Annotated in this window: 19 protein-coding genes; 12 read left to right on the top strand and 7 right to left on the bottom strand. The window is 69.5% G+C overall.

The features are described from left to right. Positions 1 to 5: 5 nt before the first annotated feature. Entirely contained in the window at positions 6 to 1,172 is a 1,167-nt protein-coding gene (locus EDD27_RS28845) for a lytic transglycosylase domain-containing protein (protein WP_127935175.1), read from the top strand. Here the strand turns inward: EDD27_RS28845 and EDD27_RS28840 are convergent. Beyond that, on the bottom strand, positions 1,163 to 2,113 hold the full coding sequence (locus EDD27_RS28840) for a ferrochelatase (protein ID WP_127935174.1): 951 nt from the start codon (positions 2,111 to 2,113) through the stop codon (positions 1,163 to 1,165). The two genes, EDD27_RS28845 and EDD27_RS28840, sit on opposite strands and share 10 nt — an antisense overlap. A gap of 165 nt (positions 2,114 to 2,278) precedes the next feature. Here EDD27_RS28840 and EDD27_RS28835 point away from each other — a divergent pair, with 165 nt between their 5' ends. Further along, positions 2,279 to 4,327, top strand: a complete 2,049-nt coding sequence (locus tag EDD27_RS28835) for a S9 family peptidase (RefSeq protein WP_164903830.1) — start codon at positions 2,279 to 2,281, stop codon at positions 4,325 to 4,327. Next, positions 4,327 to 5,115 carry an inositol monophosphatase family protein gene (locus tag EDD27_RS28830; protein ID WP_127935173.1) on the top strand — a complete coding sequence of 263 codons (789 nt, stop codon included), beginning with the start codon at positions 4,327 to 4,329 and terminating at the stop codon, positions 5,113 to 5,115. Before EDD27_RS28835 ends, EDD27_RS28830 begins: the two co-directional genes overlap by 1 nt. Before the next feature lie 74 nt (positions 5,116 to 5,189). Here the strand turns inward: EDD27_RS28830 and EDD27_RS28825 are convergent, their stop codons facing one another. Both EDD27_RS28825 and EDD27_RS54610 read right to left on the bottom strand, forming a co-directional pair. Continuing rightward, positions 5,190 to 6,584 carry an IS4 family transposase gene (locus EDD27_RS28825; protein ID WP_206641400.1) on the bottom strand — a complete coding sequence of 465 codons (1,395 nt, stop codon included), beginning with the start codon at positions 6,582 to 6,584 and terminating at the stop codon, positions 5,190 to 5,192. A 126-nt stretch (positions 6,585 to 6,710) separates the two neighbouring features. After that, on the bottom strand, positions 6,711 to 6,875 hold the full coding sequence (locus tag EDD27_RS54610; RefSeq protein WP_164903829.1) for a hypothetical protein: 165 nt from the start codon (positions 6,873 to 6,875) through the stop codon (positions 6,711 to 6,713). A 233-nt stretch (positions 6,876 to 7,108) separates the two neighbouring features. Here EDD27_RS54610 and EDD27_RS28820 point away from each other — a divergent pair, with 233 nt between their 5' ends. The 4 genes from EDD27_RS28820 to EDD27_RS28805 all read left to right on the top strand — a co-directional run bounded on the left by EDD27_RS28820 (position 7,109) and on the right by EDD27_RS28805 (position 10,539). Next, positions 7,109 to 7,762, top strand: a complete 654-nt coding sequence (locus tag EDD27_RS28820) for a response regulator transcription factor (protein ID WP_043614151.1) — start codon at positions 7,109 to 7,111, stop codon at positions 7,760 to 7,762. Positions 7,763 to 7,800: 38 nt separating this feature from the next. Beyond that, positions 7,801 to 9,051 (top strand): sensor histidine kinase, encoded by a 1,251-nt coding sequence (locus tag EDD27_RS28815; protein WP_127941021.1) that lies wholly within the window; start codon positions 7,801 to 7,803, stop codon positions 9,049 to 9,051. Positions 9,052 to 9,359: 308 nt separating this feature from the next. Further along, positions 9,360 to 9,659: a DUF4193 domain-containing protein gene (locus EDD27_RS28810; protein WP_020542847.1), complete on the top strand. Its 300-nt coding sequence runs from the start codon at positions 9,360 to 9,362 to the stop codon at positions 9,657 to 9,659. A 79-nt stretch (positions 9,660 to 9,738) separates the two neighbouring features. Then, on the top strand, positions 9,739 to 10,539 hold the full coding sequence (locus EDD27_RS28805; RefSeq protein ID WP_241564307.1) for a hypothetical protein: 801 nt from the start codon (positions 9,739 to 9,741) through the stop codon (positions 10,537 to 10,539). Here EDD27_RS28805 and EDD27_RS28800 read toward each other — a convergent pair. Together EDD27_RS28800 and paaK are read right to left on the bottom strand one after the other, a co-directional pair. After that, positions 10,528 to 11,124 carry a TetR/AcrR family transcriptional regulator gene (locus EDD27_RS28800; protein WP_127935172.1) on the bottom strand — a complete coding sequence of 199 codons (597 nt, stop codon included), beginning with the start codon at positions 11,122 to 11,124 and terminating at the stop codon, positions 10,528 to 10,530. The genes EDD27_RS28805 and EDD27_RS28800 overlap by 12 nt on opposite strands. Before the next feature lie 4 nt (positions 11,125 to 11,128). Further along, positions 11,129 to 12,427 carry a phenylacetate--CoA ligase PaaK gene (gene paaK, locus EDD27_RS28795; RefSeq protein WP_127935171.1) on the bottom strand — a complete coding sequence of 433 codons (1,299 nt, stop codon included), beginning with the start codon at positions 12,425 to 12,427 and terminating at the stop codon, positions 11,129 to 11,131. 170 nt (positions 12,428 to 12,597) lie between these two features. Here paaK and paaN point away from each other — a divergent pair, with 170 nt between their 5' ends. The 4 genes from paaN (at position 12,598) to EDD27_RS28775 (ending at position 18,247) form a co-directional block, all read left to right on the top strand. Continuing rightward, positions 12,598 to 14,244 carry a phenylacetic acid degradation protein PaaN gene (gene paaN / locus EDD27_RS28790; protein WP_127935170.1) on the top strand — a complete coding sequence of 549 codons (1,647 nt, stop codon included), beginning with the start codon at positions 12,598 to 12,600 and terminating at the stop codon, positions 14,242 to 14,244. Between the two features lie 66 nt (positions 14,245 to 14,310). Further along, positions 14,311 to 15,258: an MBL fold metallo-hydrolase gene (locus EDD27_RS28785; RefSeq protein ID WP_127935169.1), complete on the top strand. Its 948-nt coding sequence runs from the start codon at positions 14,311 to 14,313 to the stop codon at positions 15,256 to 15,258. After that, positions 15,255 to 16,799 carry an FAD-dependent monooxygenase gene (locus EDD27_RS28780; RefSeq protein WP_127935168.1) on the top strand — a complete coding sequence of 515 codons (1,545 nt, stop codon included), beginning with the start codon at positions 15,255 to 15,257 and terminating at the stop codon, positions 16,797 to 16,799. The genes EDD27_RS28785 and EDD27_RS28780 overlap by 4 nt, the downstream gene beginning before the upstream one ends. A 14-nt stretch (positions 16,800 to 16,813) precedes the next feature. After that, complete coding sequence (locus EDD27_RS28775; protein WP_127935167.1) at positions 16,814 to 18,247, top strand: alpha,alpha-trehalose-phosphate synthase (UDP-forming); 1,434 nt, start codon at positions 16,814 to 16,816, stop codon at positions 18,245 to 18,247. Here EDD27_RS28775 and EDD27_RS28770 read toward each other — a convergent pair. Continuing rightward, positions 18,180 to 18,464 (bottom strand): DUF4235 domain-containing protein, encoded by a 285-nt coding sequence (locus tag EDD27_RS28770; protein ID WP_127935166.1) that lies wholly within the window; start codon positions 18,462 to 18,464, stop codon positions 18,180 to 18,182. The two genes, EDD27_RS28775 and EDD27_RS28770, sit on opposite strands and share 68 nt — an antisense overlap. 78 nt (positions 18,465 to 18,542) lie before the next feature. On the opposite strand from EDD27_RS28770, the gene valS reads away from it, so the two are divergent. Further along, positions 18,543 to 21,041, top strand: coding sequence for a valine--tRNA ligase (gene valS / locus EDD27_RS28765; RefSeq protein ID WP_241564306.1), 2,499 nt, complete (start codon positions 18,543 to 18,545; stop codon positions 21,039 to 21,041). Between the two features lie 39 nt (positions 21,042 to 21,080). On the opposite strand, the gene EDD27_RS28760 is transcribed toward valS, so the two are convergent. After that, the gene (locus EDD27_RS28760) at positions 21,081 to 21,599 is read right to left on the bottom strand and encodes an ArsR/SmtB family transcription factor (RefSeq protein WP_127935165.1); all 519 of its coding nucleotides are present in this window, start codon (positions 21,597 to 21,599) and stop codon (positions 21,081 to 21,083) included. Between the last annotated feature and the right edge of the window lie 52 nt (positions 21,600 to 21,651).

The raw sequence follows: 21,651 nt of genomic DNA, 5'->3' as shown, positions 1-21,651 counted from the left end.
CCCGAGTGTCCGGACTTCCCACGTTCCGCGCGGTCATGCTCATGGTCATCGCCGTGCTCGCGGTCACCGCCGCGGCCGGTGGAGTCGTCGTGTTCCTGGACGATGACCTGCTCAAAACCGCTCAAGAGCCGGTACGCAGACCGACACGCCAGCCCACGGCCGCCCCCCGTCTCGACCAGATCGTGCCCAAGGCGGAACCGATCAAAGACTTCGGCTCCGGCGGCCCCGGTGTCACCTCGACCCCGCCGCGCGTGCTGGCGATCGCGCCGTCCGCCGTGCCCAAGGAGACCAGGCTCAGGCTCGGCGGGCTGAAGCACGTGCAGAAGGTGACCGTGGTCGACGCCGGCGCGGTCAAGGTCTCGGGCACCGCGCTGAACCTGCTGGCCGTCGACCCGGCCCAGTTCCGCTCGTGGACGCCGCAGCCGGTCGCCGACCAGCCGGCCGTGTGGAGCGCGCTGGCCAGGGGAGAGCTGGTGGCCGACGCGAGCGCGATCGGCAAGTTCGGGATGATCCTGGGCGCCATGTACCAGGTGGACGGCGGTCCCACGCTCCGCGTCGCGGCCTCGGCCCCGCTCGGCCTGCACGGCGTGGACGGGCTGGTGAGCGCCGACCTGGGCAGGTCGCTCGGGTTCGCGCCGGAGGTCGCGGTGCTGCTGCACGGCAAGCCGGGCAAGATCGGCGAGTCGGGCGTGCGCAAGCTGCTCGGCAAAGGCGCCCAGGTCGTCGTGCTGGACTCCGCCGCCCGGGCCAAGAAGCGGGACCAGCCGAGCCCGCAGACGGTCAACGTCGGCCGCCCGGGCAGCTACCTCGAGCTCTACAAGGCCTCCGCCACCCGCTGCCCAGGGCTGTCGTGGACGGTGCTGGCCGCGATCGGCCAGGTCGAGAGCAGCCACGGCCGCAACAACGGCCCGTCCAGCGCCGGGGCGCTCGGGCCCATGCAGTTCATGCCCGCCACCTGGAAGGCCTACGGCGTGGACGGCGACGGCGACGGCAAGGCCGACATCTGGAGCCCGTACGACGCGGTGCCGGGCGCGGCCAACTACCTGTGCGCCAACGGCGCCGGCAAGGGCGGCGAGAAGCTACGCAAGGCGATCTGGTTCTACAACCACTCCTGGGACTACGTGAACAAGGTCATGGGCATCGCCGAGGCGTACGCCCGCACCTACGCCTGAGGACGCCTTCTGGGCGGCGGGCAGCAGGTGACGGCACACGGGACGGGCTCCGGCTCGTCCATCAGCTCGCGAACCATGCGCACGAAACGCGGGTGCGTGCCGACCGTCGCCGCCCGCTCCAACGGCAGGCCGATCTCCGCGGCCACGTCCCTCGCCTCGGTGTCGAGGTCGTAGACGACCTCCATGTGGTCGGAGACGAACCCGATCGGCACCAGCACGACCGCGCGGGCCTCCGTCTTGCGCAGGAAGTCGCAGACGTCCGGCTCCAGCCACGGCACCTGCGGCGGCCCGCTGCGCGACTGCCACACCAGGTCCCACGGCTGGGTGCGGCCGAGCGCCTGGTTGACCAGCTCGGCGCTCCGGCGCAGCTGCGCCTCGTAGAGGCCGCCGGACGGGCCGGCGGTCTCGGCCATCGACACCGGGATGCTGTGCGCGGTGAACACGAGCCTGGCGTCGTCGCGGCCGAGCCGCTCCAGCGCCGCCCGCGTGTGGTCGGCCATGGCGGCCACGAACCCGGGGTGGTCCCCGAAATGCCGCATCTTGACCAGCTCGGGACCGTCCTCGACGGAGATCCTGGCGATGTCCTCGTAGTACTGACGGCAGCTGGAGTAGCCCGCGAACGCCGACGTGGGGAAGACGGCCGCCTTGCGGATCCCGTCGGCCTTCATCTGGCGCACGGTGTCCTCGCCGAACGGGTGCCAGTTGCGATTGCCCCAGTAGACCGGCACGTCCAGGACCGGGCGCAGCGCCTCGATCAGGTCGCGGTTCTGCTGGTTGATCGGGCTGACCCCGCCGAAGCTCTGGTAGTGCTCGGCCACCTCGAGCAGCCGCTCGCGCGGCACGCCGCGGCCGCGCACGACGTTTTCCAGGAACGGCATCACATCGTCGGGACCCTCGGGACCTCCGAACGACAGGACCAGCAGAGCGTCGTAATCTCCCACGTGACCAACCCTATTAGCGCGAGGGAGTGCCGTCGTCTGGAGGAGCGGCGGGAGCGTAGTGACCAGAGCGGGGGAAGACGGCGGCGTCTGGCGACCGAGCCCGCCTCACGGAGTGAGGCCATAAGCACGCGCCGGGGGTCCTGGGTGCGCGGTAGGTTCGGGTGAGTGAGCGCATTTACCGACATACGTGAATATGTGGCCATTCCCCGGGTTCTCTCGCTCCGGCTCTCCCCTGACGGTTCCAGGCTCATCTCGACAGTCCAGTCACTCAACCCCGACGGCAAGTCGTACGGCACCGCGCTCTGGGCGATCCCGCTCGACGGCGAGCCCTACCGCCTGACCCGCTCCGCCAAGGGCGAGACGGCCGCCGTCTTCACCGCCGCCGGCGACGTGCTGTTCACCTCCGCCCGCCCCGACCCCACTGTCAAGGACTCCACCGACGAGGTCCCCGCACTCTGGCTGCTGCCCCGCGCCGGTGGCGAGGCCCGGCAGGTGGCCGCCAGGCCCGGCGGGATCGCCGCGGTACGCACCGCGGGAGACGTGGTCGTGTTCGCCTCCGACGTGCTGGACGGCGAGGAGGCGGCCGAGGAGGAGAAGCGCAGGGCCCGCAAGGAGGCCGGGATCAGCGCGATCCTGCACGAGGGCTCACCGGTCCGCTACTGGGACCACGACCTCGGGCCCGGCCGCACCCGGCTGTTCGCCGCGCGGCTCGGCGACGACCGGCTCGAGGACGTGCGCGACCTGACGCCCGACGCCGGCGACGCGCTGCGCGACGCCTCGTTCGAGCTGACGCCCGACGGCACCGGCGTGATCACGACGTGGCGGGTGTACCTGCCGAAGGGCGAGATGCGCACCGACCTGGTGGTCATCGACGTGGCCACCGGCGAGCGGCGCACGCTGCTCAGCGATGACGCCCACGACTTCACCCACCCCATCGCGGTCTCCCCGGACGGCGCCCGCGTGGCCTGCTCGCGTGAGCGGCACACCGGTTGGGACATCTCGGCCACGAGCGAGTTGTGGATCGCCGACCTGGCCACCGGCGAGGGCCACGCGTACGCTCCCGGCCTGTTCGCCGGCGACCTCGAGTGGGCGCCGGACTCCTCGGCCGTCTACGTGGCCGCCGACCACCAGGGCCGCCGCCCGATCTTCCGCGTCCCGCTGGCCGACCGCAGGAACTCGCGACGAGAGAGCGAGGGACGAGCCAACGAGGAGCGAAGTGGGCGCGACCATGAGCACGGAGAAGTGTCCAGGCTGACCGGGGACGACGCCGCGTACATCGGGCTCAACGCCTCCGCCGACGGCCGCTTCCTGTACGCGCTGCGCAGCGCGGTCAACCTCGCCCCCGCCCCGGCCAGGATCGACGTGGCCACCGGCGAGATCACCGACCTGCCCTCGCCCGCCCCGCGCCCCGAGGTGCGCGGCACGCTCACCGAGATCTCCGCCACCGCCGACGACGGCGCCACGATCCGCGGCTGGCTCGCCCTGCCCGAAGGCGCCTCCGCCGCCGACCCGGCGCCGTTCGTGCTGTTCATCCACGGCGGCCCCCTCGGCTCCTGGAACGACTGGCAGTGGCGCTGGCAGTCCTGGATCATGGCCGAGCACGGTTACGCCGTGTTGATGCCGGACCCGTGCCTGTCCACCGGTTACGGTCAGGACATGATCGATCGCGGCTGGGGCAACTGGGGCCCGCGCACCCAGGCCGACCTCGACGCGATCGTGGACGTGGCCCTGGCCAGGGACGACATCGACAGCGAGCGCGTCGCCGCCATGGGCGGCTCCTTCGGCGGCTACATGGCCAACTGGATCGCCGGCCACAGCGACCGCTACAAGGCCATCGTCACCCACGCCTCGCTCTGGAACCTCGACCAGTTCGCCGGCACCACGGACGCCCCGATGTACTGGCAGCGCGAGTTCGGCGCCCCTGGCTCCGAGCGGTACGACCTGCTGTCCCCGCACGCCGCCCTGGACAAGATCACCACGCCGATGCTCGTGATCCACGGCGACAAGGATTACCGAGTGCCGATCGGTGAGGCGCTGCGCCTGTGGTGGGACCTGCGGCGCAGCGAGGTCGAGTCGAAGTTCCTGTACTTCCCCGACGAGAACCACTGGATCCTGAAGCCCGGCAACATCGTCGCCTGGTACGAGACCGTGCTCGCCTTCCTGGGCCAGCACGTGCTCGGCCAGGAGTGGAAGCGCCCGGACTCGGTGGCGTGATGAGCGATTTCCTGCGGCTGGCCGAGGACATCGCCCGCGAGGCGGGGGACATGCTGCTCGCCAAACGGCCCACGATGTCCGAGGAGATCGAGACCAAGTCCAGCCCCACCGACGTGGTCACCGCCCTGGACACGGCGTCCGAGGAACTCATCCGCGAGCGCATCCAGGCCGCCAGGCCCGGCGACCGCATCCTCGGCGAGGAGGGCGGCGAGGGACCGGGCGAGTCCGACGTCCGGTGGATCGTCGATCCCATCGACGGCACCGTCAACTTCCTGTACGGCCTGCCGGAATGGGCGGTCTCGATCGCCGTCGAGGTCGGCGGCAGGGTCGTGGCCGGCGTGGTCAACATCCCGACGCGCGGCGAGGTCTACACGGCGGCGCTCGGCGAGGGCGCCTGGCTCGGCGGGCGGCGGCTGCACTGCAACACCGGGGTGCCGCTGGCGCAGGCGCTGGTCGCGACCGGGTTCGGCTACGGGGTGGCCAGGCGGGCCGTGCAGGGCCAGGTGGTCGCGGCGGTGCTCCCGCGGGTGCGCGACATCAGGCGTGGCGGCTCGTGCGCCATCGACATGTGCTCGCTGGCGGCGGGGCGGGTGGACGCGTACTACGAACGCGGCATCAACCCATGGGACTACGCCGCGGCGGGCCTGATAGCCACCGAGTCCGGGGCGAGGCTGGCCGGGCTGCGCGGCAAGCCGGTGAGTCCCGAGTTCGCGGTCTGCGCCGCTCCCGGGCTCTTCGAGGAGCTGCACGACCTGCTGGTGACGCTGGATCCCGAGCGGGACGCGTGAGCTGAACAGGGGAAACGGCCGGAGCCCTGGGCGGCTCCGGCCGTTTCGCGTGGGCTAGCGGCAATGCCGTGAAGTTAAGGGCTTTGGGCTGCTGTCAACTGGTGTTCGGTGAGGACGTCGATGGTGGTGCTCGCGCGGTGGTTGGTGCGGTCGACTTGTCCTTTGGCTCGGTGTTTGGAGATCGCGCGTTTGACGATGCGTGGGCTGATGCGTTCGCGGCGCTGTGGCAGGGGATCTTCAAGGAGGGCGCGGCCGATACGTCCCAGCAGGTCGATGGTGGTGTCGGCGAGGATGCCGGCGGCGTGGATCACTTGATCGCGGGCGGTCAGCAGGGCGATGGTGAAGCTGGCCCGGTCATCGCTGATGCCGGGATGGATGGCGGTGGCCTCAGCCATCGCCAGCCGCAGGACCTGGTAGGTGGTGAGCAGGGCGTAGATCTCCTGGTCCACGCCTGCCGGGGTGCGGGCGCGCAGGACCCGCCCGCCCAGAATGGTCGCCTTCAGCTCGAGGTAGATCGTTTCGATTTCCCAGCGCTGGTGGTAGAGGACGACGAGGTCCCGGGCCGGGTAGCGGTGCGGATCGAGCAGGGTGGTGATCAGCCGATAGTGGATGGCCCGCCGGTGGGTGCCAGACAGGGTGACGGTGATGTGGGCGTCGATGACGCGAATGGGCACCCCGCCCAGCACGCTGGTCCACGACCCGTCTGTCAGGGTGGCCAGCCGGGGTAGGGCCCGGTTGTTCTTGCAGCGGATCACCAGGTCCGCTCCTGTGTCGGCGATCGCTGTGACGAGGTCCTTGACCGCGAAGTTCCGGTCGGCCAGCAGCACCATTCCCCGCCGCAGGCAGCCGAACAAGGCGGGCGCATAGCTGGTCTCGCCGGTCTTGAACGGGCCGAAGGTCACCGCGAGCAGGGTCCGAGTGCCGCAGACCACCACGGCCAGCAGCCGGACGAGGGGATAGCCCGACCCGCCATGTGAACCGCTTTGATGCCCGTATCGGGTCAGATTCGCCGGGCTGTCGGGCACCGACATCGTGGTGCCGTCTATCGCACAAACCAGCAGCCCCCGCCACCGCAGCGCACCCGCGGGCGGGCCCGCCAGCAGGTCGAACAGCGCCTTCAACGGCGCTACCCCGACCCGGCGTCGCGCCTGGGCCAAGGCCGAGGACGACGGCAGCGAGCCCGGGTCGGCCAGGCCCGACACCAGCCGAGCCCATACCTGCCGATATCCCAGCCCGGCGAACAGCCCCGCCGCCAGCAGCAGATACACCACCACCCGCGAGGGCAGGTCCCGCAACCTCCGCTCGACCGCACCCGTTTCCGCCAGCGCCTCATCGACCATCTCAAAGGGAATGAGCTGGGTCAGCTCGCCCAGATGACCCGGCGCGAACACCCCCGCCGCGGTCCGGGTGGTCGATGTGACCGTGCTGATGGCGCACGCCAGGACAGACCTGGCAGACTGTCGGCTCAACGGAGATCCAGTCTGTTACGGATGGTTGTGGAAGATCACCCGTTCTACTGGATCTCCGTTCTTCTGTCCCAGTTTTCCGTGAACCCTTGACGTCACACCTCAAGCGTTAACTAACCGGCATTGGGGCTAGCGGGGCAACGCGATGCCGTGATCGTCCGCCAGTCGGCGCAGGTCCTCGATCTCGGCGGTGAGCGTGTCGGCGAGGTATTCATCGCCTACGCTGCGGGCCTCCCGGAGGCCCTTGTAAGCCTGGTCGAGGCGGTGTTCGATCGTGGTCGTGAACTCGCCCATCTCACCTTCTCTCTAGGGGTTCGCTCGTGTGCGGGCGATGCGCGCCCATTGCCGGTCGATGTCCAGGCGATGGGTGTCCCGCAGGCATACCCCACCCCATCGCCCCCCGAAACATGAATTTCTGTATGTCCTGACTCACCTGGTGGTCACCCACGCCTGAACATGCCTTACCGTGCGCTTATCGAGGCTGTGGGCAGAATGAGTGCCCAGAATCGGAGAGAGGTGTACCAGGCGTGCGAGTGCTGGTGGTAGAGGATGAGCGGGTGCTCGCCGACGCTATCGCGACCGGGCTGCGGCGCGAGGCCATGGCGGTGGACGTGGCCTACGACGGCGGGGGCGCGCTCGAGCGGACTTCCTACATCGACTACGACGTGATCGTGCTGGACCGGGACCTGCCGGTGGTGCACGGCGACGAGGTGTGCCGGCGGCTCGTCGAGCAGCGGACCGCCTCGCGCATCCTCATGCTGACCGCGTCGGGCGACGTGGACGACAAGGTCGAGGGTCTCGGCCTGGGCGCCGACGACTACCTGGCCAAGCCGTTCGTGTTCATCGAGCTGGTGGCCAGGGTGCGGGCGCTCGGCCGCCGCTCGGCGCCCGCCCTGCCGCCCGTGCTGGAACGGGCCGGGATCCGGCTCGACCCGGGCAAGCGGCTGGTGGAGCGCGACGGCAGGGAGGTCGTGCTGACCAAGAAGGAGTTCGCGGTCCTGGAAGAGCTGATGCGGGCCGAGGGCGCCGTGGTCAGCCAGGAGGACCTGCTGGACAAGGCATGGGACGAGAATATTGACCCGTTCACGAACGTGGTCCGGGTGACCATGATGACGCTGCGGAAGAAGCTGGGCGAGCCTCAGGTGATCGAGACTGTGCCCGGGGTTGGGTACAAGCTGTGACTGAAGGGCCTGAGCGGCAGGCGGGGCCGACGCATCCGATGATCAGCCCGCACTCGGCGCGGAAAGCGACACACGTGCAGGAGGCGCCCCCGCCCAGCGGCCCCCCCGCCTGGGACGGCCCGCCGCCGCCGGAGCACACGCCTGCCCAGCGCACGACAATGGAGCGTATGAAGGCGCTGCCCAGCAAGGTGAGCATCCGCTGGCGCCTGACGCTCACCTACAGCGCCCTAGTCTTCGCGGCGTCCGCGGTGGTCCTCTTCTCCGTCTATTCGATCGTCGGGCAGGCCATCGCCAGGTCCTGGCCGTCTCTGAACATCAACAACCTGCAGGCTCAGGTCGTCTGGCAGGAGGCTCAGGACAGAGCCGTGACGAACGCGCAGGACATCATGTTGCGCAGCTCGTTGATGGCGCTGATGGGCGTGGGCATCCTGTCGCTGATCATCGGATACTTCGTGGCCGACCGCGCCATGCGGCCGGTGGCGAAGATGACGGCAACGGCCCGCAAGCTGTCCGAGAGCACCCTGGCCCACCAGCGCATCGCCCTGGAAGGGCCCAATGACGAGCTGAAAGAGCTGGGCGACACCTTCGACGCCATGCTCACCAGGCTCAACATCGCCTTCGACACCCAGCGCAGATTCGTGGCCAACGCCTCCCACGAATTGCGAACACCCCTCACGATTAACCGGACCGTTCTGGAGATCGCCCTGTCGGATCCCGAGGCGTCGGAGGATCTCAAAGCGCTCGGCCGTACCCTCCTCGAAGTCAACGCGCGTAACGAGAAGCTCATCGAGGGGCTGTTGTTGCTCGCCAGGAGCGAACGCGAACTCGCCGTGCGCAAACCGCTCGACGTCCGGGAAGTCGCCGAGACGGCCGTGGAACAGCTCGCGCCCTTCGCCGAGGAACACGGCGTCACCGTGACGACTGATCTGGTCAGCGTGCCTACCGTTGGCGATCCCGTGCTCTTGGAGCGCTCCGTCAGCAACCTCATCGAGAACGCGGTCAAGTACAACATTCCCGAAAATGGAAAAGTCTGGATCCGGACGGGAATGGTGGACGGTGCCTTGGTTGTTCAGGTGGCCAACACGGGGCAACATGTCCCGGCGTACGAGGTGAACAGCCTGTTCGAGCCCTTCAGGCGGCTCAACGCCGACCGCGTGGATTCGGCCAAGGGAGCGGGTCTCGGGCTGTCCATCGTCCGTGCGGTCGTACAGGCTCACGGCGGAAATGTGGCCGCCGTGCCGCGAGATGGCGGAGGACTTGTGGTGACGATTCGGCTGCCGAGGCGCTGACCGCGGTTGCTCCTGGAACGTTCATCCGCGTGTTGATGGACGGGGGGCGTCTCGTTCTTGCCGTACATGTGGTTGGATGTGCCGTCGAACACGGTGGTGCATGGCGCCAAGGCTGTGGGTTTCGCCATATTTGGCTAACCATTGCCGTCGGCAGCAGGCCCTGACGTGTTGGGAGGTTCGTTGTCCGTTCCCGCGGGGTACCGATGGGAAATCTCGTCGTCGGAACGGGCACAAGACGGGTCTCCCGGACGTTAGAAGACGCGCGACGAGCGCGAAGACATATAGATGAGGGGGATGGAGCAAGCACAATGGCTACCGACTACGACAGCCCGCGCAAGACAGATGACGACCTGGGGGAGGACAGCCTCCAGGAGCTTCAGGCGCGGCGCACCGACAAGTCGTCTGGCAGCATCGACATCGATGAGACCGACCTGGCCGAGTCGCTGGAGCTGCCCGGTGCCGACCTGTCGAACGAAGAGCTCTCCCTGCGGGTGATTCCCCGTCAGGCCGACGAGTTCACCTGCTCGCGCTGCTTCCTGGTGCATCACCGCAGCCAGCTGGCCTCCGAGAAGAACGGCCAGCAGGTCTGCCGGGAGTGCGCCGCCTGATCGCCGTGGCTCAGGGTACGACAGCGAGACAACGAGCCGGCGAACCCTGAGCGGTCGACCATGAGGACGGAGGCATCGCGTGGGCGTACCGGAGAAGGACCGTCAACAATCAGGCAACGAGATCGCCGACCCCGACAAGGAGGTCGGCGAGCTCGTAGGCAGGCTCACCGAGTCCGGTGAGCTCGAGCCGGCCGAGCGGCGCAGGCTGCTCGGCCGACTAGCTCAAGCCCTGTCGGCCGGTGCGAAAAGGGCACGCGCGTCCGGCGCGGGCCGGGGGCGCTGGCTGGCTGACGTCTTCCTCAACATCGCGCCGCGCATTCCGATCCGCGATCTGCACACCCTGTCCGAGCATCATCACGGCCTGACCGGCGAGCAACTCGCCGACGACCTGGTGCGCACCGCGCAGAAGGCCACGATGACGGTGGGCGCCATCGGCGGAGCGCTCGCGGCGGCCGAGTTCGCCGCACCGCCCCTTCTGCTCTCCGCCCCCGCTCAGCTCGTCGCCGAGACCATCGTCGTCGCCGCCATCGAGGTGAAGCTCCTCGCCGAGCTGCACGAGGTCTACGGCGTACGCGTCGAAGGCACCGGCACCCAGCGCGCCGTCGTGTTCACCTCCGCCTGGGCGAAACAACGCGGCATCGACCCCCTCGCTCCCGCGTCCGTTTCGCTCGCGTTCGGCGCGGCCGCCAAGACGGCCCTGCGCAACCGCCTCCTGCGCACCCTCGGCCGCCACCTGACCACGCTCGGCCCGTTCCTCACCGGGGCGGTCGCCGGCGGCGCGCTCAACAGGGCCGCCACCAAAAGGCTGGCCGAGGCCGTACGCAACGACCTGCGTGGCAAACTTCCCCCGCCGCCGCGCCGCGACCAGTTAACGCCGTAGGCCGCCGAAAGCCATCTTGACCAGCGCATCGGCCAGGTCCTCCGCCGAGGCGCCCGGTGCCGTCCGATACCACTCCGCGATCGAGTTGACCGTGCCGAACAACAGCCGCGTCAGCAGCGCCGGATCCACGTCCGGCCGGATGCCTCCCTCGTCCGCCGCCTCCCTGACCAGCCCGCCGACGAAGACGTCGAACTCCTGACGCCGCTCCAGTGCCGCCTGCTCCGTCGGGCTGTTGCCGCGTACCCGCAGCAGCAGCGTCACGTACGGCAGCCGGTCGATGAGCAGCCGCACGCTCTGCCGCACGACCCACTCCAGCCGGTCGATGGCCGGGCCCGTCGCCGCCCGCTCGTCGGTGGCCAGCTCGAACAGCCCGTCCAGCGCCCGGTCGAGCGCCCGCGCCAGCAGTTGCTCCTTGCCCGGCACGTGGTAGTAGATCGCCGACTTGGTCACGCCGAGCGCCCTGGCCAGGTCCTCCATGCTCGTCCCGTCGTAACCGCGCTCGTTGAAGACGCCCACGGCGATCGACAACACCGACTCGGGATCGTGCCCGCGCCTGCGCGAACGGGTGGAGGTGGGGGTAACCATATGCCTAATTATCCTGACGAGAGTCGATGACCCGTCTCAGCTTCCCCACCGACCGCTCCAGCGTCGCCGGATCCACCACCTCGACCTCCACGCGCACGCCGACGGTGTCCTTGACCGCCTTGCGCAGGGCCTCGGCAGCCTCACTCGGGTTGTGGACGTCTGGTCGCGCCTCGACCTTGACGGTCATCAGGTCGAGCCGCTCCGGGCGGGTCAGGTGCAGCTGGAAGTGCGGTGACAGGCCCGGCACCCGCAGCACGAGCTCCTCGATCTGGGTCGGGAACACGTTCACGCCGCGCAGGATGATCATGTCGTCCGTGCGGCCCGTCACCTTCTCCATACGCCGGAACGCCGGCCTCGCGGTGCCCGGCAGCAACCTGGTCAGATCGCGCGTGCGGTAGCGGATGACCGGCATGGCCTCCTTGGTGAGGCTCGTGAGCACCAGCTCGCCCGCGTCCGCAGGCTCCCCGGTGAACGGGTCCACCGTCTCCGGATAGAAGTGGTCCTCCCAGACGTGCAGGCCGTCCTTGCTCTCCACGCACTCATTGGCCACGCCGGGACCGATCACCTCGGACAAGCCGTAGATGTCGACGGCGTGCAGGTCGAAGCGGTCCTCGATCTCCTCCCGCATGCGCTCGGTCCACGGCTCGGCGCCGAAGATCCCGATCCGCAGCGACGACGCGCGCGGGTCCAGCCCCTGCGCCGCGAACTCGTCGAGCAGGGCCAGCATGTACGACGGCGTCACCATGACGATGTCGGGCCGCAGGTCCGCGATCAGCCGCACCTGCCGGGGCGTCATGCCGCCGGAGACCGGCACCACCGTGCAGCCGAGCCGCTCGGCCCCGTAGTGCGCGCCCAGGCCTCCGGTGAACAGCCCGTAGCCGTAGGCGACGTGCACGATGTCGCCGGGCCGCCCGCCCGAGGCCCGGATCGAGCGGGCCATGACGTCCGCCCAGAGGTCGATGTCCCTCCTGGTGTAGCCCACCACGGTCGGCTGTCCGGTGGTGCCGCTGGAGGCGTGGACCCTGACCACCTGCTCGCGCGGGACGGCGAACATGCCGAACGGGTAGTGCTCGCGCAGGTCCTGCTTCGTGGTGAAGGGGAACGTCGTCAGGTCGGCGAGGTCCTTGCAGTCGCTCGGGTGCACGCCGACGCTGTCAAATTTTTGCCGATAAAAGGGGACATTTTCGTAGGCGTGGCTGAGCGTCCACCGCAGGCGCTCCAACTGCAGCGCCATGAGCTCGTCGCGGGAGGCCCGCTCGATCGGGTCGAGCTCGTCCGGCCGTGGGGGATCCGCGTGTCTCATCTCAGCTCCCGGCTCCGGCCGCGATCTCCTCGATGCCCAGGGCCGCGGAGGCGGTGTCGGCGTCCATCATCCGCCGCGCGCTCTCCAACGCAGGTCTCCCTTGTCAACTGACCGAATGTTCGGTAAACACTTCACCGTCTGGCCGATCTCTGTCAAGAGGGTGAGCAAACATGTTCGAACACAACCGCGACACCCTGGAGAAAGCCCTTTCGGCGATCGCCGGACGGGGATATTGGAGCGCCTATCCCGAGTCGCCGAGCCCGCGCGTCTACGGCGAAGGGGCGGCCGAGCGGGGCAAGGAGGCGTTCGAGTCCTACCTCGGCAAGCCGTTCCCCCTCGACCAGCCAGGCACCGGGGCCTGGATCGGCGCCGAGCGCTCGCCGTACGGCATCGACCTCGGCGTCACTTACCCCGAGCCCGTCGTCGAGGACCTCATCGGCGCGGCCAAGGCGGCGATGCCGGCCTGGCGCGACGCCGGCCCCGACACCCGCGCCCTGGCCTGCGTCGAGATCGTCAACCGCATCAACCAGCACAGCTTCGAGCTCGCCAACGCGGTGCAGCACACGACCGGGCAGGCGTTCGTGATGGCGTTCCAGGCGGGCGGCCCGCACGCGCAGGATCGCGCCCTGGAGGCCGTCACGTACGGCTACGCCGCCATGACGGCCTCCGCCCCGATCGCCCACTGGGAGAAGCCGGGCAAAGGCGAGCCGCTCGTCATGGACAAGCGCTTCACCGTCGTGCCCAGGGGCGTCGCGCTGGTGATCGGGTGCAACACGTTCCCGACGTGGAACGCGTACCCGGGGCTGTTCGCCTCGCTCGTCACCGGCAACCCCGTGATCGTCAAGCCGCATCCCCGGGCCGTCCTGCCGCTCGCGATCACCGTGCGGATCGCCCGCGAGGTGCTGGCCGAGGCCGGCTTCGACCCGGCGCTCGTGTCGCTGGCCGCCGAGGAGGGCCGAGGACTGGCCAAGACCCTGGCCACGCACCCGGACGTCCGCATCGTCGACTTCACCGGCTCCACCGAGTTCGGCGACTGGCTGGAGCAGAACGCCCGCCAGGCCCTCGTGCACACCGAGAAGGCCGGGGTCAACACCGTCGTCGTCGACTCCACCGACTCCTGGCGGGGCATGCTGGGCAATCTGGCGTTCTCGTTGTCGCTCTACAGCGGTCAGATGTGCACCGCCCCGCAGAACATCCTCGTCCCCGCCGGCGGGATCGACACGGACGAGGGGCACAAGGGCTTCGAGGAGGTCGCCTCAGGGCTGGCCGCCGCGGTCGGCAAGCTGCTCGGGGACGATGCCCGGGCGGTCGAGCTGACCGGCGCCATCGTCAACCCCGACGTGCTGGCGCGGGTGGAGAGCGCGCCCTCGCTGGGGGACGTGGTGCTGCCGTCGCGGGCCGTCCGGCACCCGTCTTTCCCCGACGCGGTGATCAGGACGCCGGTGATCGTCCGCGTGGACCCGTCCGCCTCGGACGTCTACGGGCGCGAGCACTTCGGGCCGATCGCGTTCCTCGTTCCCACGGCCTCCACCGAGGAGAGCCTGGAGGTGCTGCGCCGCACGACCAAGGCGCGCGGGGCGCTCACCGCGTCCGCCTACTCCACCTCCCCGGAGGTGCTCGACCAGGCCGAGAGCGCCGCACTGGACGCGGGCGTCAACCTGTCGTGCAACCTGACCGCCGGCGTCTTCGTCAACCAGTCGGCCGCCTTCAGCGACTACCACGGCACCGGTGCCAACCCGGCCGCCACGGCCTCCCTCACCGACCCCGGCTACGTGGCCGGCCGCTTCCACATGGTGCAGTCCCGCCGCCCGGCGTGACCCCGCCCCGGGAGGGGGCCGCCGGAGCGGGAAGAGACTCTACGAGTGGTGACGGGAGGGAGAGCCATGGCCAAGCCGTTCGCCTCGTCGGCGGATCTCGGTGAGAAAGAGCAGACCATGGAGGTGCTGGCGGACGGCGTGTACGCGCTCACCGCCGAAGGCGACCCGAACGTGGGCGCCATCGAGGGCGAGGACTTCCTCGTCTGCTTCGAGGCCCTGGCCACGCCGGTGGCCGCCCGCGAGTGGCTGACGAGGCTGCGTGCGCACACCGGCAAGCCGATCAGGTATCTGGTGTTGTCGCACTACCACGCCGTCAGGGTGCTGGGCGCGTCGGCGTTCGGCGCGGACGTGATCGTGACGCACGACAAGACCCGCGAGCTGATCACCGAGCGCGGCGAGCAGGACTGGGCCAGTGAATACGCCAGGATGCCCCGCCTGTTCAAGGAGCCCGAGTCGATCCCCGGCCTGACGTGGCCGACGGCGACGTTCAGTGACACGTTCACCATCGACCTGGGCGGCGACCGGGGCGATCTGGTGCTGGCCTACTGCGGGCGCGGCCACACCGAGGGCGACCTGGTGGCGTGGCTGCCGCGGCATCGGATCATGTTCGCCGGCGACCTCGTCGAGTCGCAGGCCGCCCTCTACACGGGCGACGCCTTCCACCGCGAGTGGTCTGCGGGCACGCTCGACCGGGTGGCGTCGTTCGGGGCGGAGACGCTGGTCGGCGGCAGGGGAGCGGTGGCCAGGGGCAAGGCCGGGGTGGAGGCGGCCATCGCGCAGACCCGTGACTTCCTCCGGGTCATGCTGCGTGAGGTGGGCGCCGCCGGGACGCTGAAGGAGGCCTTCCACAACACGCACCGCGCTCTGGAGCCCCGCTACGGCTCCTGGCCGATCTTCGAGCACTGCCTGCCGTTCAACGTCTCCCGGCTCTGGGACGAGTTGCACGGCGTCGAACGGCCGCGCGTCTGGACCGCCGAGCGTGACCGCGAGGTCTGGGACGAGCTGCAGTCATGAACACCGAACCGCAGGTCATCGTGGTCGGCGCGGGCCCGGTCGGGCAGAGTGCCGCGTTGTTGCTGGCCCGCTGGGGCATCCCGGTGCTGGTGCTGGACCGGCGGCCGGAGCGGGACGCGGCCGGGTCCCGCTCGATCTGCCAGCAGCGGGACGTGCTCGACGTCTGGGCCGCCGTAGGCGCGGGCAAGGTGGCCGAGGAGGGGCTGACCTGGACGACCGCCCGCACCTTTTACCGCGATCGCGAGCTGTTCTCCTGGTCGTTCGAGCGGGAAGGCCCGATGCCGCCGTTCGTGAACATCTCGCAGGCGCGCACCGAGCAGATCCTCGACGAGGTCATCGCCGGGCAGCCGCTCATCGAGGTGCGCTGGAGCCACGAGGTGACCGGGCTCACGCAGGACGCCTCCGGCGTCACGGTGCACTGCGGGCAGCGGCTGCTGCGGGCGCCGTACGTGCTGGTCTGCGCCGGGGCCAGGGCCCAGCAGGTACGCCAGTCGCTCGGCGTCACGTTCGACGGTGAGACGTTCGACGACCAGTTCCTCATCTGCGACATCAAGGCCGACCTGCCGGGGTGGGAGAACGAGCGCCGCTTCTACTTCGATCCCGTCTGGAATCCGGGACGGCAGGTGCTGATCCACCCCTGCCCCGGAGGCACGTTCAGGATCGACTGGCAGATCGCGCCCGACTTCATCCCCACCAAGCCTGATATTTCGCGAAAAATCAGGCAAATCATTGGTGACCTGCCCTACGAGCTGCTCTGGCACAGCACCTACCGCTTCCACTCCCGCATCGCCTCCCGCATGCGCGTCGGCCGGGTGCTGCTGGCCGGAGACTGCGCCCACCTGGTGGCCCCGTTCGGGGCGCGCGGGCTCAACTCCGGCGTGCCCGACGCCGAGAACGCGGCATGGAAGCTGGCCTTCGTGCTCAACGGCTGGGCCGGGGGCGGCCTGCTGGAGTCGTACCACGCCGAGCGGCACGCGGCGGCGCGGGAGAACCTCGACGTCACCGCCGCCACCATGCGTTTCATCGCGCCACGGAGCGTGGAGGAGCGGATGCACCGGCGGGCGGTGCTGGAGGGCGGGCTCGTCGCGGAGGTCGACTCCGGGCGCTTCGCCGAGCCGTACTGGTATGTCGACTCGCCGCTGACCACGCCGGAGCCGACGCGGCCCTTCACGGGCAGGCCGCCCAAGGGTGCGTTGTGCCCGCCCGCGCCCGGCGTGATCCTGCCTGACATCGGCATTTCGGGCGGGCGGCTGCGTGAGTTCTGCCGGGATGGATTTCTCGTACTTCTGGGTGATATGTGCGATTCGAGTTTGTTTGTGCAGGTCCTGGGCAAGGTCACTACGGCGCCGCTCGCCGTACGCGGGCTCGCGGAGATGGATGGGACCGGCTCGCTGACTGAAAGGCTTGGCGCGGAGCCGGATGAGGCATGGGTCGTCAGGCCTGACTCCCACATCGCCGCGATCATCCCCCACGCGAGTCCGGAGTCGGTGGCGGCCGCCTTGAGCCGCGCGCTGGGCGGCTCGCCTGACATAACCCCATAAGAGGAGGGAACTGCGTGACTGGCCGGAGCTCGTTTCTGATCGTCGCGAACCGCTTGCCGGTGGACAGGACGATCGGGCCTGACGGAACGGCCTCGTGGCGCAGGAGCCCGGGTGGGCTCGTCACTGCGATCGCGCCGGTGATGCAGCGCCGCCATGGAGCCTGGGCCGGTTGGCACGGGGCGCCCGACGAGAAACTGGAGCCGTTCGAGCAGGGCGGCATGAACTTGATCCCGATCCCGCTGTCGGCCAGCGAGGTGGAGCTCTATTACGAGGGCTTCTCCAACGCCACGTTGTGGCCGCTCTACCACGACGTCGTGGCGCCGCCGGTGTTCGACCGGGCGATGTGGGAGACCTACCGGGAGGTCAACGAGCGCTTCGCCAACGCCGCCGCCGACGCGGCCGAGGAAGGCGCGGTCGTCTGGGTGCAGGACTACCAGCTCCAGCTGGTGCCTGCCATGCTGCGCAGGCTCAGGCCCGACCTGCGGATCGGGTTCTTCCTGCACATCCCCTTCCCGCCGGTCGAGCTGTTCTGGCGGCTGCCGTGGCGCAAGGAGCTGGTCGAGGGCCTGCTCGGGGCCGATCTGGTGGGCTTCCAGCTGCCCGGAGGGGCCTCCAACTTCCGCAGGCTGTGCCGGCGGCTGCTCGGGCTGCCGTACAAGGGGAACGAGATCTTTCTCGACGACCGCGTCGTGCGGACGCAGGCGTTCCCGATCTCCGTGGACTTCGGCCATCTCGACTCGGTGGTACGCGAGCCGCACGTCGTGGCGCGGGCCAAGGAGATCAGGGTGGAGCTCGGTGATCCCCAGCACGTGCTGCTCGGTGTGGACCGGCTCGACTACACCAAGGGGATCGGGCAGCGGCTGGAGGCGTTCGGTGAGCTGCTGAAGGATGGGCGGCTGAAGACGGGTGAGGCGGTGTTCGTGCAGATCGCCACGCCGAGCAGGGAGCGGGTGGAGGAATACCGCCGGCTGCGCGACGACATCGAGCTGCAGGTGGGGCGGATCAACGGTGAGCACGCGCAGCTCGGCTACCAGCCGGTCGTCTACTTCCACCAGTCCTACGACCACGAGGAACTGGCCGCGCTCTATCTCGCCGCCGACGTCATGGTCGTGACCCCGCTGCGCGACGGCATGAACTTGGTGGCCAAGGAGTACATCTCCTGCCATCACGACCTGCACGGCGGGCTGGTGCTCAGCGAGTTCGCCGGGGCCGCCGACGAGCTGCGCCAGGCCTATCTGGTCAATCCGTACGACGTCGAGGACGTCAAGCGGCAGATGCTGGCCGCGATGCGGGCCACGCCGCACGAGCTGGCCCGGCGGATGCGGACGATGCGCCGCCGGGTCGCCACCTACGACGTTGACCGCTGGGCGAGTGAGTTTCTCACTGCCCTGGAGTCACCTGCTTCAGAGACTTCCACGCGTCGTAGCGCTTCTTGGCGGTCCGGTTGACCACGATCTGCGCCACGGACATGCCGACGCCCATGAGCACGGCGTAGCCGATGGCCTCGCCCATGCTGACCTCGGGTGACTCTGTGTCGACCGGCGGCTCCTTGCCGGTCGCCTTCACCCAGACGAACCCGAGGAGCTTTTTCATCGCCCACCCCGTCACCAGACCCACGAGGCCGCCGATGACCCTCCAGGCCACGTCCGGCTTGTCGTCCGCCATGCCGATCTCCTTCCCCATATGTAACGAACCCTAGTCTGTACCGCTTGCCGAGCCCGTGAAGCCGTACCATAAGGAGGCATGACTCAGCAGCGACTACGCCATGCATCCATGCCCGACAAGCCCACTCTCGATGGCTTGGAGCAGGTATGGGTAGCTCGCTGGGAGGCCGACGACACCTACCGCTTCGACCGGTCCAAGCCGCGTGATCAGGTCTACTCGATCGACACGCCGCCGCCCACCGTGTCCGGGTCGCTGCACGTCGGTCACGTCTTCTCCTACACCCAAACCGACATCATGGCCCGCTACCAGCGGATGATCGGCAAATCGGTCTTCTACCCCATCGGCTGGGACGACAACGGCCTGCCCACGGAGCGGCGGGTGCAGAGCGTCTACGGCGTTCGGTGCGACCCGTCGCTCCCGTACGACCCCGACTTCGTTCCACCGGAGAAGCCCGGCAAACGCGAGATCTCGATCTCGCGGCGCAACTTCGTGGAGCTGTGCCACAAGCTGACCGCGATCGACGAGCAGGCGTTCGAGGAGATGTGGCGGCGGGTCGGCCTGTCGGTGGACTGGTCGCTGCTCTACACCACGATCGGCGACGAGGCCCGGGCGGTGTCGCAGCGGGCGTTCCTGCGTAACCTCGCGCGCGGCGAGGCCTACCTGGCCGAGGCGCCGACGTTGTGGGACGTCAGCTTCCGCACCGCCGTCGCGCAGGCCGAGCTGGAGGACCGCGAGTGGCCCGGCGCCTTCCACCGGATCTCGTTCTACGGCGAGAAGGGTCCCGTCTGGATCGAGACGACCAGGCCTGAGCTGATCCCGGCGTGCGTGGCGCTGGTCGCGCACCCCGACGACGAGCGTTACAAGGAGCTGTTCGGCACGTCGGTGCTGACGCCGCTGTTCGGGGTCGAGGTGCCGGTGCTGGCGCACCACCTGGCCGAGCCGGACAAGGGCTCCGGCATCGCGATGATCTGTACGTTCGGCGACATCACCGACGTCACCTGGTGGCGGGAGCTGCGGCTGCCGATCCGGCCGGTCATCGGCTGGGACGGCCGGCTGCTGCCCGAGCCGCCCGAGGGCGTGGACGCGGAGCCGTACAAGGAGCTGGCCGGCAAGACGGTGCACAGCGCGCGCGAGCGGATCGTGGACCTGCTGCGCGAGTCCGGCGACCTGCAGGGCGAGCCGCGGCCGGTCGCGCGGACGGTGAAGTTCTACGAGCGCGGCGACAAGCCGCTGGAGATCGTCACCACCCGCCAGTGGTACATCCGCAACGGCGGCAGGGACGAGGAGCTGCGGCAGCAACTGCTGGCGCGCGGGCGCGAGCTGGACTGGCACCCACCGCACATGCGGGTGCGCTACGACAACTGGGTCGAAGGGCTCACCGGCGACTGGCTGATCTCCCGCCAGCGGTTCTTCGGCGTGCCGTTCCCGGTGTGGTATCCGATGGACGAGTCCGGGCAGCCGGTCCACGACGCGCCGATCGTGCCGCCGGAGAACATGCTGCCGATCGACCCGTCCTCCGACGTGCCGCCCGGCTACACCGAGGACCAGCGCGGCGTGCCCGGCGGCTTCATGGCCGACCCGGACGTCATGGACACCTGGGCCACCTCGTCGCTGACGCCGCAGATCGCCGGCCGCTGGGAGACCGACGACGACCTGTTCAAGCGGGTCTTCCCCGCCGACCTGCGACCACAGGCCCACGAGATCATCCGGACCTGGCTGTTCTCGACCGTGGTCAGGTCGCACTACGAGTTCGGCGGGCTGCCGTGGAGCGACGTCGCGATCTCCGGGTGGATCCTCGACCCCGACCGGAAGAAGATGTCCAAGTCCAAGGGCAACGTGGTCACGCCCATGGACCTGCTGGAGCAGCACGGCTCCGACGCCGTGCGCTACTGGGCGGCGAACGGGCGCTACGGCGTGGACACGGCGTTCGACGTCGGGCAGCTCAAGATCGGGCGGCGGCTCGCCATCAAGATCCTCAACGCGTCCAAGTTCGTGCTCGGGCTGGCCGAGAGCGAAGGCGAGGTCACCGAGCCGCTCGACCTGTCGATGCTGGCGGCCCTGTCGCAGGCCGTGCGCGAGGCCGGCGAGGCGTTCGAGGCCTACGACCACACCCGGGCTCTGGAGGCCGTGGAGCGCTTCTTCTGGGCGTTCTGCGACGACTACCTGGAGCTGGTCAAGGCACGGGCCTATGACGGATCCGCCTCCGCCCACGCGGCGCTGCGGCAGGCGCTCGACGTGCTGCTGCGGTTGTTCGCGCCGTTCCTGCCGTTCGTGACCGAAGAGGTGTGGTCGTGGTGGCGGGAGGGCTCGGTGCACCGTGCGCCGTGGCCCGCCGTCGCGCCCGGCCCGGGGAATCCGGCGGTGCTGGCCGTGGCCTCGGACGTGCTCGGGCGGGTGCGCAAGGCCAAGTCGGAGGCCAAGCTGTCGATGCGGGCTGAAGTGTCCCGCCTGACGGTCACGGGCCCCGAGGTGGAGCTGGTGCGGCAGGCGCAGGACGATCTGTGCGCCGCGGGCAACGTCGAGGAGTTCGTGCTCGACCACGGTGACGAGCTGACAGTCGAGGTCCACCTGGGCTGACCTGCAGGGGAGAGCGGGGGACGACGTCCCCCGCTCTCGTCATGTGTCGCGGCCGACGTCGCGGTGGAGGGCGACGAACAGCGAGTACGCCTCTCCGTCCGGCGGCGGCGGCCGCTCGCGGAAGTCGTCGAACACCTCTTGGAGCCGCCCCAGCAGCTCGTCGAGCCCGTCGGCGGTGAGCCTGAGTCCCAGCCTGGTGAAATGGCCCTCCTCGACGTCGACGAGTTTGAGCTCTTCGAGGAAGGCGTCGAGCATCGCCGCCTTGGCGCCCGAGACGCCGCTCTCGCGGACGTCCATCTCCCAGGACTTGCCGGTGGCCCGGTAGGGGATCTCGGTCGAGCCGCGCGGCCCGGGCCGGCTCGGCTCCGCGGCCAGGAAACCGGTCTCGACCAGCTTGCGCACGTGGTGGAGCGTGGTGGCGGGGTTGGCGCCGAGCCGCTGGGCGATCTCCTTGTTGGTCAACGCATGGTCGAGGCAGAGCCGCAGGATGCGCAGGCGAATGGCGGAGGCCAGGGCGCGGGCCTCCGCCTCGGTGGCGGGGCGGCGATTGTTGCCCATGGCAGGCCACCCTACAACTGATTGACTTATCCCAATCGGTCATAGATCCTCT

The organism is Nonomuraea polychroma, assembly GCF_004011505.1.
Classification (GTDB): domain Bacteria; phylum Actinomycetota; class Actinomycetes; order Streptosporangiales; family Streptosporangiaceae; genus Nonomuraea; species Nonomuraea polychroma.
The sequence above is the reverse complement of the archived record's forward strand: the minus strand, read 5'-3'. Positions and strand labels throughout refer to the sequence as shown.